This is a genomic window from Rhodoferax sp. ZS1R25, from assembly GCF_056521335.1.
This window is the reverse complement of record NZ_JBWMAZ010000002.1, coordinates 685,407-700,728: the sequence shown is the minus strand read 5'-3', so window position 1 is coordinate 700,728 and position 15,322 is coordinate 685,407. Positions and strand designations below refer to the sequence as shown.

The window sequence follows — 15,322 nt, the reverse complement described above, 5'->3', positions numbered from 1 at the left end:
AACAATGGCGCTGCCAGCGAGGGAGGGCGTTTTGACCAAGGGGGAAACTGTGGACTCAGTGGACGACCTGCTGCGCAGGCTGGAGCAACTCAATGCCATCGGAACGGCTCTCTCCAAAGAGCGCGATATCACGCGCTTGCTGGAGAGCATCCTGGTCGCGGCCAAAACCATCACCCACGCCGATGGCGGCACGCTGTACCGCGTGACCGATGACCAGCAGGCGCTGCGGTTTGAGATTTTGCGTACCGATTCGCTGCACATCGCCATGGGTGGCACCTCGGGCAACCCCATCAATTTTCCCAATCTGCCGCTGCGCGATGCCGAAGGCAAGCGCAATGACTCGCTCGTTGCCGCCTACGCGGCACTGCACAACCAGACCGTCAACATCGCCGACGCCTACACCGAAGCCAATTTCGACTTCTCCGGCACCCGCCAGTTCGACGAACGCACGGGCTACCGCTCGCAGTCCTTCCTGGCCGTGCCCATGAAGGACCATGAGGGCGACGTGATCGGGGTGCTGCAACTCATCAACGCCAAGCATCCACAGACTGGCGCCGTGGTGTCCTTCTCCAGCGCAGACCAAAGTCTGGCGGAGTCCCTGGCCTCGCAGGCGGCTATTGCCATCACCAACCGCAACCTGATGACGCAGTTGGAGGCGCTGTTCGAGTCCTTCATCAGCCTTATCAACCTGGCCATTGACGAAAAGTCGCACTACACCGGTGGCCACTGCCAGCGTGTGCCAGCGCTGACCATGATGCTGGCGGAGGCGGTGAATGCCACCAAGGGTGGGCCGCTGGCGGACTTCACCATGGACGACCGCGACCGCTACGAGCTCAAGATCGCGGGCTTGTTGCACGACTGCGGCAAGGTCACCACGCCGGTGCATGTGGTGGACAAGGCCACCAAGTTGCAGACCCTGTTTGACCGCATGCAGCTGGTGGACACCCGGTTTGAAGTGCTGAAGCGCGATCTGGAAATTGCCGCGCTGCGCGAGCAGTTGGCACAACGTGATGTGCGCGATGCCCAAGCCGAGGCCGACATCATGGCCAGCGCCCGCACTGCGATTGAGGCGCTGGACGAAGACCGTGAGTTCTTGCGCAAGGCCAACCAGGGCGGCGAGTTCATGAAGGACGCTGACATCGAGCGGGTCCGCCTGATGGGCACCGGCACGCTGTGGCGCAACACCGATGGGGTGGAGTCTGACTTCCTCACGGCAGAAGAAATTGAAAACCTGACGATCCGTGCCGGCACGCTGACAGCTGGTGAGCGCGACATCATTAACTACCACATCGTGGCCACCATCAAGATGCTGGAACAACTACCGTGGCCCAAGCACCTGAAGAATGTGCCCGAGTACGCCGGTGGCCACCACGAGCGCATGGACGGCAAGGGCTACCCCAAGGGGCTGACGCGCGAGCAGATGTCGGTCCAGGCGCGGGTGATGGGTATTGCCGATATTTTTGAGGCACTGACCGCGCGGGACCGCCCTTACAAGCAGGGCATGAAGCTGTCGCAGGCGATGGGCATCATGCACAAGTTCCGCACCGGTGGCCATATCGACCCCGACCTGTTCGACATCTTTGTGCAGGAGCAGGTGTACCTGCGCTACGCCCAGCAGTTTCTGGACCCCTGGCAGATTGACGAGGTCAATCCGCAAGCCTGGGTGAACTGATTTCAGGACTGTCGGGTGGGAGACGGCTGACCTGCACGCCGAACTCTGCATGCGGGTTCAATGACAGTCGCAGCACCTCGGCCCGCGGTGGTGTGGCACCTACATCCCAATCGCTCAGCACCGTACGGTCATGCGTGGCGTCGAGCGTGTGAAAACCCGGTTTGTGCGTGTGGCCGTGCAGCAGGTGCTGGGCATTCCCGGCCGCCAACCACTGCAGCGCGGCGGACGTATCCACATCGGCGTACTGGGTTGCCACATGCTTTTTGGCCTCGCTTTGCGTGCGCAAGCTACGGGCTATGTCTTGCCGCGCAGCCAGTGTCTGGCCCAGGAACGCGCGCTGCCATTCGGGGCTGCGCACCTGGGTGCGAAAGACCTGGTAGTCGGTGTCGTCCAGGCAGAGCGCGTCACCATGGCTTAGCAGCCAGCGCGCGGCGCCGAATTGGAGAACAGTGGGGTCCGGGAGCAGGGTAGCGCCGCAGGCCTGCATCAACGCGTCGCCCATCAGGAAGTCGCGGTTGCCGTGCATGAGGTAGACGGGCAGACGCTGTGTCGTTTGCAGCAGCACGCGGCTGCATTGGGCCTCAAAGCTGGGGGCTTGGGTCAACACATCGTCGCCCACCCACACTTCAAACAGGTCGCCCAACATAAAAACCGCATCCGCCGTGGTCTGGCCCAGGTACTGGCGCCAGGCCTCGAAGGTTAGCGGTTCATTGGCCTGCAGGTGCAGGTCAGAGATGAAGTCTATGCGTTGCCAGTGGGATGGCGCGTGCAGTTCCATCCCACGACACCCGGTGCTTACAGCGCGACGGCTTTTTCGATGATGACGTCTTCTTTCGGCACGTCGTCATGGAAACCCTTGCGACCCGTCTTCACGGCCTTGATCTTGTCCACCACCTCGGTGCCAGCCACTACTTTGCCAAACACGGCATAGCCCCAGCCCTGGGTGGAGGGGGCGGTGTGGTTCAGGAAGCCGTTGTCGGCAATGTTGATGAAGAACTGGGCTGTGGCGGAGTGCGGATCGCCTGTACGCGCCATCGCCACGGTGTACACATTGTTTTTGAGGCCGTTGTTGGCTTCATTCTCAATGGGCGCATCGGTGGACTTCTGGCCCATGCCCGGCTCCATGCCGCCGCCTTGCACCATAAAACCGGGGATAACGCGGTGGAAGATGGTGTTGTTGTAGTGGCCCTTGTTCACATAAGCCAGGAAATTGGCAGTGGACTTGGGGGCTTTGTCAGCATCCAGTTCCAGCGTAATGACGCCGTAGCCTGTGATGTGGAGTTCGACTTGGGGATTGCTCATGGTTTATTTCGCCACTGTGGCGGAGTTGATGATGATGGGGGTTTGGGGAACGTCGCTGCGGAAAGGTCCGCCTGCGCCGGTGGGAGTCGCCTTGATTTTCATGACCACCTCCATGCCGCTGATGACTTTGCCAAACACGGTGTAGCCGAACAACTGGGGCGAGTTCAGCAGTGCTGCGCGGGGGGTGTCTTTGTACACCTGGCCCTGGTACTCAAAACGGGGAACCGGGTCACCCGGTGGAATCAGCACCGGGTCCAGGAACGCATTGTCCTGCACATTGATGAAGAATTGTGCGGTGGCAGATTGAGGATCGTTGGTGCGGGCCATGGCCAGCGTGCCGACCACGTTGCGCGGGCCACCTTTGGCCAAAGCATCCCGGCCTTCGTGGGCCACGGGCGCGCGGGTGGGGCGCTCGTTGTACTTGGTGTCGTAGCCACCACCCTGCACCATGAAGTTGGGAATCACGCGGTGAAAAATCGTGCCGTTGTAGTGCTTGTCTTTCACGTACTGCAGGAAGTTTTCAACGGTCTTGGGGGCTTTGTCGGCGTACAGCTCCACCACGAACTCACCCGCGGAGGTCTGGAACTTCACACGGGGAAGTTCGTCCGCTTGCGCTACGACGGGTAGCAAGAGTGTTGCAAACAGAGCCAGCGCAGCGCGGCGCGAGGTGAACAGTCCCACTACAAGACTCCTTCAAAGAAGATTTTCCAATGGTTGCCCTGGCGTATCCAGTACTGGCGCTTGGTCCAGCCTACGCGCACCCCATCCGCCACTTCACCAAAGGTAGCCACCATGGTGTCGGCACTGTCGGTCCAGCGCAGGTAGGACACATCTTTGAGCTGGATGGTGCGCCCCTGCATCTTGTCCATCTCGGAGCGCAGGGTCGGTGTCCATTGCGTCAGCGACTTGCCGTTGCTGGAGAAATCAGAGGTGTAGAAGGACAGCACCTGGTTGATATCGCCCGAGGTCTTGGCGTTGCGCCACGCCAGCAGGGCGTCTTCAAACGGCTTGGCCTCGCCGCGCGAGCTATTGGGCGACACCCATTGCAACTGGGGCGAAATCACCACGGGCGTGGAGCGCACCTCCACCGTGCGGATGATGTGGTCCAGGTCAGGATTGGCCAGCACCACGCAGCCGTCGGTGGCCAAAGGCGGGCGCGAGAACTGGTTGGGTGGTGTGCCATGCAACCAAATGCCACCTCCGGTCTTGCCACGCTTGGTGTCCAGAATATTGGGGTAGTTGATGGGCAGGGCGCCGGAGCCATAAAACTCCTTCAGCGACTTGCGGTCCAGGTTGCTGGTGATGTAGTAAATGCCCAGCGGCGTGCGTTGGTCGCCCTCGGTCGTCTTGGACGTACCGGCTTTGCCTACCGAGATGTAATAGTCAGCGATCAGGTTCAGGCCGGATGCCGTATTTTCAAACAGGTACAGGCGCGAGCGCGAGGCATCCACCGCAATAGCGTGCTTGGTGCGCTGGGACAGTTGCAAAAACTGGGTGGGCACCATGCCAGCGGTAGGGCGCTCCTTCAGGGCCCGCACGCGGCGCAGGGATTCTTCGCGCAGCTCGCCCAGGGTGCTAGAGGCTTCACGCGCCATGGCCTCGGGGACGTCGCCCACCATGGTCAGTGGACGGGTGCGCGCGGCCAGCAGGTCGCCATAGACCAACTGGGCCAGCTGAAAGTGCGGCAGGTCTTGCGCCAGACGTTCGGCCTTGGCCAGCGCCTCGCGGTTTTGACCCTTGCCGATCAGGGTGTAGACCTCGATCAACCGGGCTTCGGCTACGCCGTCAGAGTCCGAGGGCTGCTGCGCGACGGGAGTCGGGGCCGCGCTTGGTTTGGCCGCGCGTTTGGTGGCAAATGCCAAGCCGCTGCCAAGGCACACGGCCAGCACCACCGCGGCGGTGCGCAGCGTGGCTGGTAAAGAGGAATCGATGGAGGTGCGCAAGGTCTGGCGGGAGCAAAGCATGGTGAACACAAACTGTAGTCGCTGAGACTCAGTTGACCACCGACTCCCGCACGATGACCCAGCGCTCACCGGCCTTGACCAAGTCCAGCGCCTTGCGGCTGGATACGGCCAATTCATTGGCCTTGTAGTCCTGGCGGAACTTGGCCACCGCTTTGTTGCCATTGACCGAGATATTCAGATTCTCCAGTTTCACGCTGATTTTTGACTTGCTGGTGATGCGCTGGCGGCGCTCTTCTTCCCAGGCGCCGCGGTTCCCGTTGCCAGGTGGGTCAAATTCCTTGCCATAGGAGGCTAGATAGCCTTTGACGTCTTTGGACGCCCAGGCATGGGCCCATGCACGCACGGCGGCTTCCACTTCCTTGTTGCCATTGGCAGCCACATGGGCAGGCGCGGCGGCCGGTTGTGGTGTGGGCGTGGGGGCCGGTGTGGCCACTGGCGCAGCTGCTGCAACAGGAGGCACAGCAGCCGCAGGTGGTGTGACAGCTGCCACGGTGGCGGCGGGTGCCGGTGCGGTGGCCAATGTGGGGGGCGCCTTGACTGGGGCCTGGGCGGGCAGGGTTGGCGGGGCTTTGGCCGGGGGCGCCGTAGCAACCACAGCAGCGCTGGGCGCTGCGGGCACGGGGGAGGGCAGTGTTACTGCGGCCGTGGGGCGTTGACCCTTGGCCGCAGGGTTGAATAGCTCGCGAATCAGGGCCAGCTTGGGCGCCACGGCGGTGTTGGATGCATCCAGCTGTAGCGCCTTGCCATAGGCTTGGCTGGCCAGTTTGGCATATACGTCGCCCAGGTTTTCATGGGCGGTGGTGTAGCTGGGGTTGGTGCGGATGGCCATTTCCAGTGCAGTGCGGGCCTTGTCAAACTGGCTCTGACCAGCGTACAGAACAGCCAGGTTGTTATAGGGCTCGGGCAGCTCGGGGTAGTCTTCGGTCAGGCGGGTGAAGGTGGCGATGGCGTCGCTGGTTTTGCCAGAATCGCGCTGGATCACGCCCTTGAGAAAGCGCATTTGTGGATCACGTGGCTTGGTCGCCAGGTACTGGTCGGCCTTGGTCAGTGCATCGGCCAGCTTGCCATTGCGCACCAGTTGGGACACGTCCGCATATTCATCCGCATGGGCTACCGACAGCATCATGGAGACCGCGAGGGCTGCCATTCGGAGTGATGAGAATACGAGAGAGGGGGCGTGCTTCATATTGCCTTTGGATTTCTGCGCGGGTGATGGCCCTCTGGCCGGGGCTTTATACTGCGTTGCATTGTAGCTGAGGGGTAGCCTGTCTCTCCCCGGCAAATACCCCGGATTCACCCCGCGCGAGCCCTGCAACCCGCACCCGAGTTGCCATGGGCTCGCTGCTTTTGTGTGTTGGTTTTGAGATACCCATGAGTTTGCGCATTTACAACACGCTGTCGCGTGAGTTGGAAACGTTTTCACCGATCGAGGCGGGGCATGTGCGCATGTACGTTTGCGGCATGACCATCTACGATCTGTGCCACATCGGCCATGCTCGCATGATGATGGCGTTCGACGTGGTGCAGCGCTGGCTCAAGGTCAGTGGCCTTCGCGTTACCTATGTGCGCAACATCACCGATATTGACGACAAAATCATCAAGCGCGCGCTGGAGCGTGGCATCACCATCCGCCAGCTCACCGATGAAATGATTGCCGCCATGCACGCCGACATTGGCGCGCTGGGGATTGAGCCCCCCACTTTAGAGCCACGCGCCACCGAATACGTGCCGCAGATGCTGTCACTGATTGGGCGGTTGGAGGGCAGGGGCCTGGCCTACCGCGCCAGCAATGGCGATGTGAATTACTCGGTGCGCAAGTTTGTCGGCTACGGCAAGCTCTCGGGCAAGTCGCTGGATGAACTGCGGGCCGGGGAGCGTGTGGCCGTGTTGGATGGCAAGGAAGACCCCCTGGACTTTGTGCTGTGGAAGGCTGCCAAGCCCGAAGAACCGGCCGACGCCAAGTGGGACAGTGCGTTCGGTGCCGGCCGCCCCGGCTGGCACATCGAGTGCTCTGCCATGTGCGGGTCAACGCTGGGCGAAACCTTCGACATCCATGGCGGTGGGGCTGATCTGCAGTTTCCCCACCACGAAAACGAGATCGCCCAGAGTGAAGGTGCCAATGGCAAGCCGCTGGCGGCCTTTTGGGTGCACAACGGCTTTGTGCGGGTGGACAACGAGAAGATGTCCAAGAGCCTGGGCAATTTCTTTACCATCCGTGAGGTCTTGGCCAAGTACGACGTGGAGACGGTGCGTTTCTTCCTGGTGCGTACCCATTACCGTACGGCACTGAATTACAGCGATGCCCACCTGAACGACGCCCACGCCGCACTGCGCCGCCTTTACACGGCGTTGGATCTCGTGGCGCCCCAAGTGCCGACAGCTATCGACTGGTCTGAGCCCTTTGCGGCACGTTTTAAGGCCGGCATGGACGAAGATTTCGGCACGCCCGAGGCCGTTGCCGTGTTGTTTGACCTGGCGACTGAAGTAAACCGCAGCAAATCCACCGCGTTGGCCGGGCAGTTGAAAGCCTTGGGGGCTTGTCTTGGGCTGTTGCAAGCGGACCCTAAAGCGTTTTTGCAAGCGGGTGCGTCCTTGGGTGATACCGCTATCCAGGCCTTGATTGCCCAGCGCGCTGCCGCCAAGGCTGCCAAAGACTTTGCCCTGGCCGACACCATCCGCAAGGATTTGCTGGCCCAGGGCATCGTGCTGAAGGACTCGGCCACGGGCACGACTTGGGAAGCCACGCAGTAATGGCTACATCTATCAAGTCCGAAGAGGCGGTAGCCACTCCCTATTTTTGGGAAGAGGCCTGCAAGCATCTGATGAAAAAAGACCGGGTGATGAAGCGCCTGATTCCCCAGTTTGGCGATGCCTGCCTGCAAACCCGGGGCGACGCCTTCGTCACTCTGGCGCGCAGCATTGTGGGCCAGCAGATCTCGGTCAAATCAGCCCAGACGGTGTGGGACCGCTTTGCATTGCTGCCGCGCAAGATGACCCCGGCCAATGTGCTCAAGCTCAAGGTGGACGATATGCGCGCCGCGGGCCTGAGCGTGCGCAAGGTCGAGTATTTGGTGGACTTGGCGCTGCACTTTGACAATGGGGCCTTGCACGTCAAGGACTGGGACGGCATGGGCGATGAGGAAATCATCGCGGAACTGGTGGCTATCCGCGGCATTGGTCGCTGGACGGCTGAGATGTTCCTGATCTTCCACCTGATGCGTCCCAATGTGCTGCCGCTGGACGATGACGGCCTGATCCAGGGCATCAGCAAGAACTATTTTTCGGACGATGTAGTAAGTCGCAGTGATGCGCGCGAGGTGGCCGCCGCCTGGGCGCCGTACTGCAGCGTGGCAACTTGGTATATTTGGCGGTCTCTCGACCCCCTACCGGTCGCGTACTAGAAGGAGAACCGCGTTGGCTAAAAAGACATTTCTCGACTTTGAACAGCCCATTGCCGAGCTGGAAGGCAAGATCGAAGAGTTGCGCTATGTGCAGAACGAGTCGGCGGTGGACATTTCCGCCGAGATTGACCAGCTGAGCAAGAAGAGCCAGCAGCTCACCAAGGACATTTACAGTGATTTGACCCCCTGGCAAATCACCAAGATCGCGCGCCATGCCGAGCGTCCCTACACGCTGGACTACGTCAACGACATCTTCACGCATTTTGTGGAGCTGCACGGTGACCGCCACTTTGCGGATGACCTGAGCATCGTAGGTGGCCTGGCACGTTTCAACGGCACCCCGTGCATGGTGATCGGCCAGCAAAAAGGCCGTGACACCAAAGAACGCGGTCTGCGCAACTTCGGCATGAGCAAGCCTGAGGGTTACCGCAAGGCGTTGCGCCTCATGAAGTTGGCCGAAAAGTTCAAGCTGCCGGTGTTCACTTTTGTGGACACGCCCGGTGCCTACCCCGGCATTGATGCTGAAGAACGTGGCCAGTCCGAAGCCATTGGCCGCAATATCTTCGAGATGGCGCAGCTCGAAGTGCCCATCATCACCACCATCATTGGCGAAGGCGGCTCGGGCGGTGCGCTGGCAATTTCGGTGGCAGACCAGGTCATCATGTTGCAGTACTCCATCTACTCAGTCATCAGCCCCGAAGGCTGCGCCTCGATTCTGTGGAAGACCTCCGACAAGGCGCAGGACGCTGCGGATGCCCTGGGCATCACCGCCCACCGCCTCAAGGCCCTGGGTCTGGTGGACAAGATCGTCAACGAGCCTGTGGGGGGCGCGCACCGCGACACCAAACAGGCCGCAGCCTTCTTGAAGCGTGCGCTGGGCGATGCCTACCGCCAGATCAGCGACCTCAAGGTCAAAGAATTGCTGGACCGCCGCTACGAGCGCCTGCAAAGCTACGGCCGCTTTACCGACACCAAGGCCACCGGCAAATAAGCCGGCAGCCCGGCAACCTGCCGCACGCCATGACCCAGTCACTGGATGCGGCCCTGCGGGCCTTTGCGCCCGCTTTGCCTTTGGGCGTGGCACTGAGTGGTGGCGCCGATTCCACCGCCTTGCTCATGGCCTGTGCCGCCAAGTGGCCAGGGCAGGTGGTCGCCCTCCATGTGAACCACGGTCTGCAAGCCGCTGCGGCCGATTTTGAAACCCATTGTGTCGATCTCTGTACCCAACTGAACGTGCCCCTGCGGGTGCTGAAAGTGGATGCCGGGCACGCACCGGGTCAGAGCCCCGAAGATGCTGCCCGCACCGCCCGTTACAAGGCTTTGAGTGCTCTAGCTCTCATGGATCCTGCGCAAGAAGCTATTAAATCCATAGCACTGGCCCAGCATGCCGACGACCAGGTAGAGACCTTGCTACTGGCGCTGAGCCGCGGCGCGGGCCTGCGCGGCCTGAGCGCCATGCCTGCACAGTGGCAGCGCGATGGCTTAGCCTTTTACCGGCCCCTGCTGGCGGTTTCGGCGGCAGGCATTCGGGCCTGGCTGGCCGAGCGTGGGGCTGGTTTTGTAGAAGACCCGACCAATACCGACCAGCGTTTCACGCGCAACCGCATCCGCGCCCAATTGCTGCCCGCGTTGGAAGCCGTGTTCCCCCAGTTTCGCGACACAGTGGCCCGCAGCGCCGCCCATGCCGCACAAGCCCAGACGCTGTTGGACGAGATGGCCGTTGCCGATCTTCGGGTCGTGTACCGTACCGACGATGGATTGCCAAGCTTGAAAGGACTGCAAGCCTTAAGCGCGGCACGCCAGGCCAATGCCTTGCGACACTGGCTCGCCAGTGTTTACGGTGTGATTCCGAGCGCAGCGCAATTGGCTGAGCTCCAGCAGCAGATTGCGGATTGCACCACACGTGGCCATCGCATCCACATCAAGGTGGCGCAGGGTTTTGTGGAGCGTAGGGGCCTGGTGCTGGCTTGGTACACGCCATAGGCATTCGTCGGATGTGTTGAAGGATGAGCTGCAACCAGCCGCGGTTTGGGAAAAACAGGTCGGAGTCTGTGCGATAATCTCGCCTGACCTTTAGGAGACGTGACCGAGTGGCCGAAGGTGCTCCCCTGCTAAGGGAGTATGGGGTGTAGAGCCTCATCGAGGGTTCGAATCCCTCCGTCTCCGCCAAAGTTTAAAAAGCCCGATCTGTGATCGGGCTTTTTTTCGTCTGTACGCCACATAGTTGACGTTTCCCCATTTCTCCCAAAGCTATCATCGCCAGCATTAGTTTATTTTTGGGAGCATGGGAGCATGAACACGGAAGTCATCTGGACATTTTTGACGACACAGGGCGCAGACTTTGGTCTCAAGTTGCTGGGCGCTTTGGGCGCCTGGATTGTGGGCCGCTGGTTAATCGCATTGGCGTTGCGGCTCATGGGCGCCGCCTTGCAGCGCGGTGGCAAGGTGGACCAGACGTTGGCAAACTACCTGACCTCCATCCTGGCCGTTATTCTGAACATTGTTCTGATTCTGGCGATTCTGGACATCTTCGGCGTGCAGACCACGTCATTTGCGGCCCTGCTGGCCGGTGCAGGCTTGGCCATTGGAACCGCCTGGGGCGGCTTGCTCACGCATTTCGCGGCCGGTGTGTTCATGCAGGTGCTGCGCCCGTACAAGGTCGGTGATTTCGTGACTGCGGGCGGCGTGACCGGTACGGTCAAAGAGCTGGGCCTGTTTGGCACCACTTTGGTCACACCCGACAACGTGGTCACCATCGTGGGCAACAACACGGTGTTTTCGGGCGCGATCCAGAACTTCAGTACCTTGTCGCACCGCCGGGTGGATTGCCTGGCCAAGGTGGCCAATGGGGTGGATGTACTGGACGCGATTGCCCGTCTGCGGGCGGCCGTAGCGGCCATTCCGAATGTGGCCGCCACACCGGCACCTGATATCGAAATTCTGCAGTTCACGGCTGAGGGCCCGCTGCTGTGCGTGCGGCCTTACACCCACACCGACCACTACTGGCAGGTGTACTTTGACACCCACAAGGCGGTGGTCAGCACCTTTGGTGCAGCGGGGTACCCGGTACCTGAAACACCGGTGGCGCATCGCAACCTTTGACAGGGAGATGAAACAAAAAAGGCTGCCACGGGGCAGCCTTTTTTGTTGGGTACCGCTATTCGGTAGCTGTCGCCCAAAGATGGATAGGTCAGTCCAAGAGGTGGAATTGGAGGCACGGCGACTTGGTATTCCAGAAAGGCTAAAGCCCAGCAGAGCTGGGCTTTAGCGGGTCCCTCAAGGGGAGAGAATACACAATGGCCTTAAAGGGCGACAGAGTGATTTTTACTAAAAAATGAGCACGCGTCAATGCTCGGCATTCAAATCGTCGGCCTCTGAATATTCTCTTCAACTCCGCCATTCAGCGGCATGAGGCATTATTTGTAGATGAACTCTCTTTCATCTCAAGACATAGACCCAGCTGACTCCCTACGTAGTCCAGAGCAAATCGCGCTTCCAGATGCTCGAATGGGTTCCGGGGCATACGCCTTCGACCGATTAGCCGGACATCATCAAGCCATGTCCGGCTTGGTATATGGGAAAGCTGTTCCTGAAAGTGTCCGCATCCACTTTGAGACGGCAAAAAACCTCTTCTTGTATTCCTGGTGCGTCTATCGGTTCTACATGGTTGCAGAGCAATACGCGCTGACAACCTTAGAGTTTGGACTGCGGTCAAAATTCATTGCCGAAGGATTGCTAAGAACCGAAGATGAGCGCGTGCCTGGATTGAAGTTCATGCTGCGTGAGGCCCGAGCCAAAGGGTTTATCAATGATGCTCGCTTCACACCCAGGCATGAGATCGCAGGTGAGCTTGCCCGTCATCGCCACTTCTTGGAACTGAGCAAAACAATGCAAGAACAAGGACTGACCGAAATCGCCTATGACGACTCATCTATCCGTCCAACAGAGGAAGACTTGGCGATCGATTGGCTGGAGAGAGTCGCTGATAGTTTGCCAAGCATTCGGAATATGCATGGCCACGGCACAAGCAATCTTTATCCGACAGTGTTTAGGACATTTGTCATTGTTCACAATCTCATTCAGCAGCTTTTTGAAGCTGTTAGCTCTTCGGAGGCTGAGTAGTGGAACGCATTCTGGGTGGGCCAAAACTGGCGCTCGTCCGTGACTATTTTTGACTGCACCCAACGTGCCTTTATGCAGCGCTGATTCCGTGCTCAAGATTAAAAGACGGTCCGACATATGTACGGCGCGGATCGCTGTATCAGAATAGCGGCTGCTGACATCACCTTGAGTGCCGCTTTATGAACGAGGCTTGGATCCTTCATTCGTCTGAAATTCGGCGCCCCTTTTCTCGGGCGACATGGGTTCCCCTTCGTGCTTCACTCAATGACGAAAAAGGCAATGTGAAAGCAATTGGCTATGTCGGTGACGTGTTTGCCTGTGGCTCAGTTGCCTTCCCCAAACAGCATCGTGAGCTTGCTGAGCGCTTGAGTTGGAGCGACATTGGCATCGGACACACGGTGGCACCGTATGCCTACTCAGACGGTCATTACTCACCGATTGATGAATATCAGTACAACGACAAGGAGCCAGTAGGGATCAACCTAGTTTTCGAGCATCCGCAACCCGTGATCGGCGGCCGACAGTGGATATTGAATCCAGACCTCGTCGTCGCGCTTCGACTAATTAAGGAGGGGCCGAACTGGGTCAGACCGGAAGAGGACTTTGTCGTGGTCGCCAGAGAGTCGGTGGACGGCGATGGAATTCAAAGCCTGATCGAAATCAAGCGTGAATTCCTAATGGACTACTTGGCCGCGCGCGGCCTATTTCTTCGCCTGTCCTACTACCGCCAGCGTGTCGAGAACGTGACCACCCTCAAGGATAGTCCCTACGCCGGTATGAACGAGATCCAGGAGCAGCGTGATGGTGGCAGGTACGAGCTGCGCTTCAGGGAGCTGAACGAGGTGTTTGGCGGAAGTTGGGCATCATTTCGTATGTGGCGCACAGACGTCGACGAGGAGGAAGATGCTCCGGTCATGGGCCCTGAAACGAATGACAACACCGCCTCAGAGAAAGCCGAGGGCCATAGAGGCGGGTATTCCGGGGTGCGCATTGAAGGCGAATTCTGGCGAGATGAGTGGATCGAACATCAAGGGAAAAGTACGCGTGTGCGCGGGGACAGTGATCAGAATCTACCGCACTTCATCGTCGATACGGATGGCTCGCGTAAGTTTTCGGCCGAGTTGGACGACGAAGACATTGGACGGTGGCTCTGGTTCCGCGCATCCGTGGTCAATGAGCTTTTGAGCCGTCGAGGCTTTTCGTTGAAATGGTACACAGCGGAAACTGGTGCGATCAATTCCACTTCGGGGTACATGACTCATTTCGGCATTAACACGTCGGACCTCATCACCGTCTACGCCTACGATGTCGCCAAGCTGCCCGCTTGGGAACAGTTCCTCTGGGCCGCCAGCAATGTCGCACCCGAGGGCAAAGTTAGTGCTGAGCTTCTGGCCGCGCAGGTCAAGGCAAATCCAGCGGGCACTCACGCTGTGGAGAAAATGCTGTTTGAGTGCATGCGGATGTTGGGTATCGACTTCCACAGGAGATTCGGTGTGTCATTGTTCACGCATGAGATTGACGATTTTGCATCCATGCAGCACGTCTCTCGGTTTTCGAGCAAGGACCAAGCTACGCTCCTACGGCTGGCCAAAGAGCTCGTTCGCATTTTTTCCGATCGATTGGACGTGCGTTCTCTTCGTAAGCTATCCCACCACCCTGACAAAGAGAAGCTGGGGTCCAACAAGTTGCTGCAGAGCGTTCTGGCCCAGAAGGCCGGGGAGGCGCGTGCTAAAGAGGTTTTTGCGGCCATCGCCGGTGCCTACGACATGCGCCTTGGCGATGCGCATCCGACAAGTTCGAAAATCGACGAAGCCCTCAAACTTGCCGGCATCGACACCGCCGCGTCGTATCTGCGTCAGGGCGAACAGTTGATCAGTAACTTTGGCTACGCCATTTGGTGCACAGGAAACTTGCTTTTCGACGGCGAGTAGAAACGCGAGAAACAAGCCCTCCCCATAAAAAACGGGCGACCGCAGCAACAGCGGCCGGTTGGAGGTTTGGCAGCGGATTTCAGTCTGTTCGACAACTGTGTTTACAAAATTTGCTTGACCTGGCCGTCTGGTCCAATCTCTTCAAGGGTCATCGTGATGCTCAAGCATGGTGTGCCGGCTGGGCTGGCCGCCGACCGCACGTCATGATTTGGAAACAGCGCCGCGATGTCCAAGTAAGCCGCGTCTATGAGTCGAAGTAGATCAGCGAACGTCATTGTTAGATCGCGAAACCGCATGCCTTCGTCGTCGTCCATGACGGTCAAGTAGATTGGGCCGTTTCCAGTGTTCCCTGCAGCAATATCGTTATGCATGTGCTCTTGCTGGTTCCGCAGGCGCTTCAAAGCGTTTCTCTCCGCCTCAAGAGCCAAGAGACGCGCTCCTGACATCTGGCCTTTTCTGTCCAGTGCGCTGATGCACACAATGACTTTTTCAAGCGACGTGACGCAGTCTTCCATTGCGAGAGCGAAATCCAAGATGGGTAGAGCGCTTCCCTTTACCGCCTCCAACACTGGCCCGGTGCCCGCATTAATCTGGTCCAGGATCAGTTTGCGCGCGTCGGTGTAGTGGCGAGCAATCTTCAAAAGGTTGTGGACAAGCCAAGAGCGCCACTTTTGGGCAACGGGCGTGACATCCGACTCCGGAACAAACATGGCCATTAGCAGCGCATGCATTCGTAAGCCTTCAATGTTTTGAGTTAACGACGGTAAGCCGCATCGCCTTGGAATTGCCATAGGGATTCCCGATTTTGATCTGGTCGAATCCTGCAGCGGCATGCGAGCCTTCACAGAAGAGGATTCTTAAGTTCACGACCACCTAATGGGGCCAACCGCCCTTCAGATACATCGCGCGCGCGCCTTTTGCAGGCTGTTT

General features: G+C 59.2%; 14 protein-coding genes and 1 tRNA gene. 9 read left to right on the top strand and 6 right to left on the bottom strand.

What is annotated here, in order from left to right; translation table 11 throughout:
- Nucleotides 1-4: 4 nt before the first annotated feature.
- A complete protein-coding gene (locus AC097R_RS14095) occupies nt 5-1,672 on the top strand; it encodes an HD domain-containing phosphohydrolase (RefSeq protein ID WP_479598770.1) in 1,668 nt (555 codons plus the stop codon).
- Here AC097R_RS14095 and AC097R_RS14090 read toward each other — a convergent pair.
- The 5 genes from AC097R_RS14090 to AC097R_RS14070 are packed head-to-tail and all read right to left on the bottom strand — an operon-like array spanning nt 1,647 to nt 6,085.
- Nucleotides 1,647-2,450 carry a UDP-2,3-diacylglucosamine diphosphatase gene (locus AC097R_RS14090; RefSeq protein ID WP_479598769.1) on the bottom strand — a complete coding sequence of 268 codons (804 nt, stop codon included), beginning with the start codon at nt 2,448-2,450 and terminating at the stop codon, nt 1,647-1,649. The two genes, AC097R_RS14095 and AC097R_RS14090, sit on opposite strands and share 26 nt — an antisense overlap.
- Nucleotides 2,451-2,467: 17 nt before the next feature.
- Complete coding sequence (locus AC097R_RS14085; protein ID WP_479598768.1) at nt 2,468-2,974, bottom strand: peptidylprolyl isomerase; 507 nt, start codon at nt 2,972-2,974, stop codon at nt 2,468-2,470.
- Nucleotides 2,975-2,977: 3 nt separating this feature from the next.
- Nucleotides 2,978-3,655 carry a peptidylprolyl isomerase gene (locus tag AC097R_RS14080; RefSeq protein ID WP_479598767.1) on the bottom strand — a complete coding sequence of 226 codons (678 nt, stop codon included), beginning with the start codon at nt 3,653-3,655 and terminating at the stop codon, nt 2,978-2,980.
- Complete coding sequence (locus tag AC097R_RS14075) at nt 3,655-4,938, bottom strand: L,D-transpeptidase family protein (RefSeq protein ID WP_479598766.1); 1,284 nt, start codon at nt 4,936-4,938, stop codon at nt 3,655-3,657. Before AC097R_RS14075 ends, AC097R_RS14080 begins: the two co-directional genes overlap by 1 nt.
- Before the next feature lie 28 nt (nt 4,939-4,966).
- Nucleotides 4,967-6,085 carry a YybH family protein gene (locus tag AC097R_RS14070; protein ID WP_479598765.1) on the bottom strand — a complete coding sequence of 373 codons (1,119 nt, stop codon included), beginning with the start codon at nt 6,083-6,085 and terminating at the stop codon, nt 4,967-4,969.
- A gap of 224 nt (nt 6,086-6,309) precedes the next feature.
- Between AC097R_RS14070 and cysS the strand changes: the two genes are divergently transcribed.
- From cysS to AC097R_RS14030, 8 genes are all read left to right on the top strand, one after another.
- The gene (gene cysS / locus AC097R_RS14065; protein ID WP_479598764.1) at nt 6,310-7,689 is read left to right on the top strand and encodes a cysteine--tRNA ligase; all 1,380 of its coding nucleotides are present in this window, start codon (nt 6,310-6,312) and stop codon (nt 7,687-7,689) included.
- The gene (locus AC097R_RS14060) at nt 7,689-8,339 is read left to right on the top strand and encodes a DNA-3-methyladenine glycosylase family protein (RefSeq protein ID WP_479598763.1); all 651 of its coding nucleotides are present in this window, start codon (nt 7,689-7,691) and stop codon (nt 8,337-8,339) included. Before cysS ends, AC097R_RS14060 begins: the two co-directional genes overlap by 1 nt.
- A gap of 13 nt (nt 8,340-8,352) precedes the next feature.
- Entirely contained in the window at nt 8,353-9,330 is a 978-nt protein-coding gene (locus tag AC097R_RS14055) for an acetyl-CoA carboxylase carboxyltransferase subunit alpha (RefSeq protein ID WP_310345680.1), read from the top strand.
- A gap of 29 nt (nt 9,331-9,359) precedes the next feature.
- On the top strand, nt 9,360-10,322 hold the full coding sequence (gene tilS, locus AC097R_RS14050) for a tRNA lysidine(34) synthetase TilS (RefSeq protein WP_479598762.1): 963 nt from the start codon (nt 9,360-9,362) through the stop codon (nt 10,320-10,322).
- Nucleotides 10,323-10,415: 93 nt separating this feature from the next.
- Nucleotides 10,416-10,508 (top strand) — tRNA-Ser (locus AC097R_RS14045).
- Between the two features lie 123 nt (nt 10,509-10,631).
- Entirely contained in the window at nt 10,632-11,441 is an 810-nt protein-coding gene (locus AC097R_RS14040) for a mechanosensitive ion channel family protein (RefSeq protein WP_479598761.1), read from the top strand.
- Between the two features lie 324 nt (nt 11,442-11,765).
- A complete protein-coding gene (locus tag AC097R_RS14035) occupies nt 11,766-12,461 on the top strand; it encodes a hypothetical protein (RefSeq protein WP_479598760.1) in 696 nt (231 codons plus the stop codon).
- Between the two features lie 179 nt (nt 12,462-12,640).
- A complete protein-coding gene (locus AC097R_RS14030; RefSeq protein WP_479598759.1) occupies nt 12,641-14,392 on the top strand; it encodes a hypothetical protein in 1,752 nt (583 codons plus the stop codon).
- A gap of 101 nt (nt 14,393-14,493) precedes the next feature.
- Here the strand turns inward: AC097R_RS14030 and AC097R_RS14025 are convergent, their stop codons facing one another.
- Nucleotides 14,494-15,225 (bottom strand): hypothetical protein, encoded by a 732-nt coding sequence (locus AC097R_RS14025; RefSeq protein ID WP_479598758.1) that lies wholly within the window; start codon nt 15,223-15,225, stop codon nt 14,494-14,496.
- Nucleotides 15,226-15,322: the final 97 nt, after the last annotated feature.

Bases quoted from the DNA above. Each gene is read 5' to 3' on its own strand.
- AC097R_RS14095 (WP_479598770.1), top strand. From the start codon at position 5: ATGGCGCTGCCAGCGAGGGAGGGCGTTTTGACCAAGGGGGAAACTGTG.
- AC097R_RS14090 (WP_479598769.1), bottom strand. From the start codon at position 2,450: ATGGAACTGCACGCGCCATCCCACTGGCAACGCATAGACTTCATCTCT.
- AC097R_RS14085 (WP_479598768.1), bottom strand. From the start codon at position 2,974: ATGAGCAATCCCCAAGTCGAACTCCACATCACAGGCTACGGCGTCATT.
- AC097R_RS14075 (WP_479598766.1), bottom strand. From the start codon at position 4,938: ATGCTTTGCTCCCGCCAGACCTTGCGCACCTCCATCGATTCCTCTTTA.
- AC097R_RS14070 (WP_479598765.1), bottom strand. From the start codon at position 6,085: ATGGCAGCCCTCGCGGTCTCCATGATGCTGTCGGTAGCCCATGCGGAT.
- cysS (WP_479598764.1), top strand. From the start codon at position 6,310: ATGAGTTTGCGCATTTACAACACGCTGTCGCGTGAGTTGGAAACGTTT.
- AC097R_RS14060 (WP_479598763.1), top strand. From the start codon at position 7,689: ATGGCTACATCTATCAAGTCCGAAGAGGCGGTAGCCACTCCCTATTTT.
- tilS (WP_479598762.1), top strand. From the start codon at position 9,360: ATGACCCAGTCACTGGATGCGGCCCTGCGGGCCTTTGCGCCCGCTTTG.
- AC097R_RS14040 (WP_479598761.1), top strand. From the start codon at position 10,632: ATGAACACGGAAGTCATCTGGACATTTTTGACGACACAGGGCGCAGAC.
- AC097R_RS14035 (WP_479598760.1), top strand. From the start codon at position 11,766: ATGAACTCTCTTTCATCTCAAGACATAGACCCAGCTGACTCCCTACGT.
- AC097R_RS14030 (WP_479598759.1), top strand. From the start codon at position 12,641: ATGAACGAGGCTTGGATCCTTCATTCGTCTGAAATTCGGCGCCCCTTT.
- AC097R_RS14025 (WP_479598758.1), bottom strand. From the start codon at position 15,225: ATGCCGCTGCAGGATTCGACCAGATCAAAATCGGGAATCCCTATGGCA.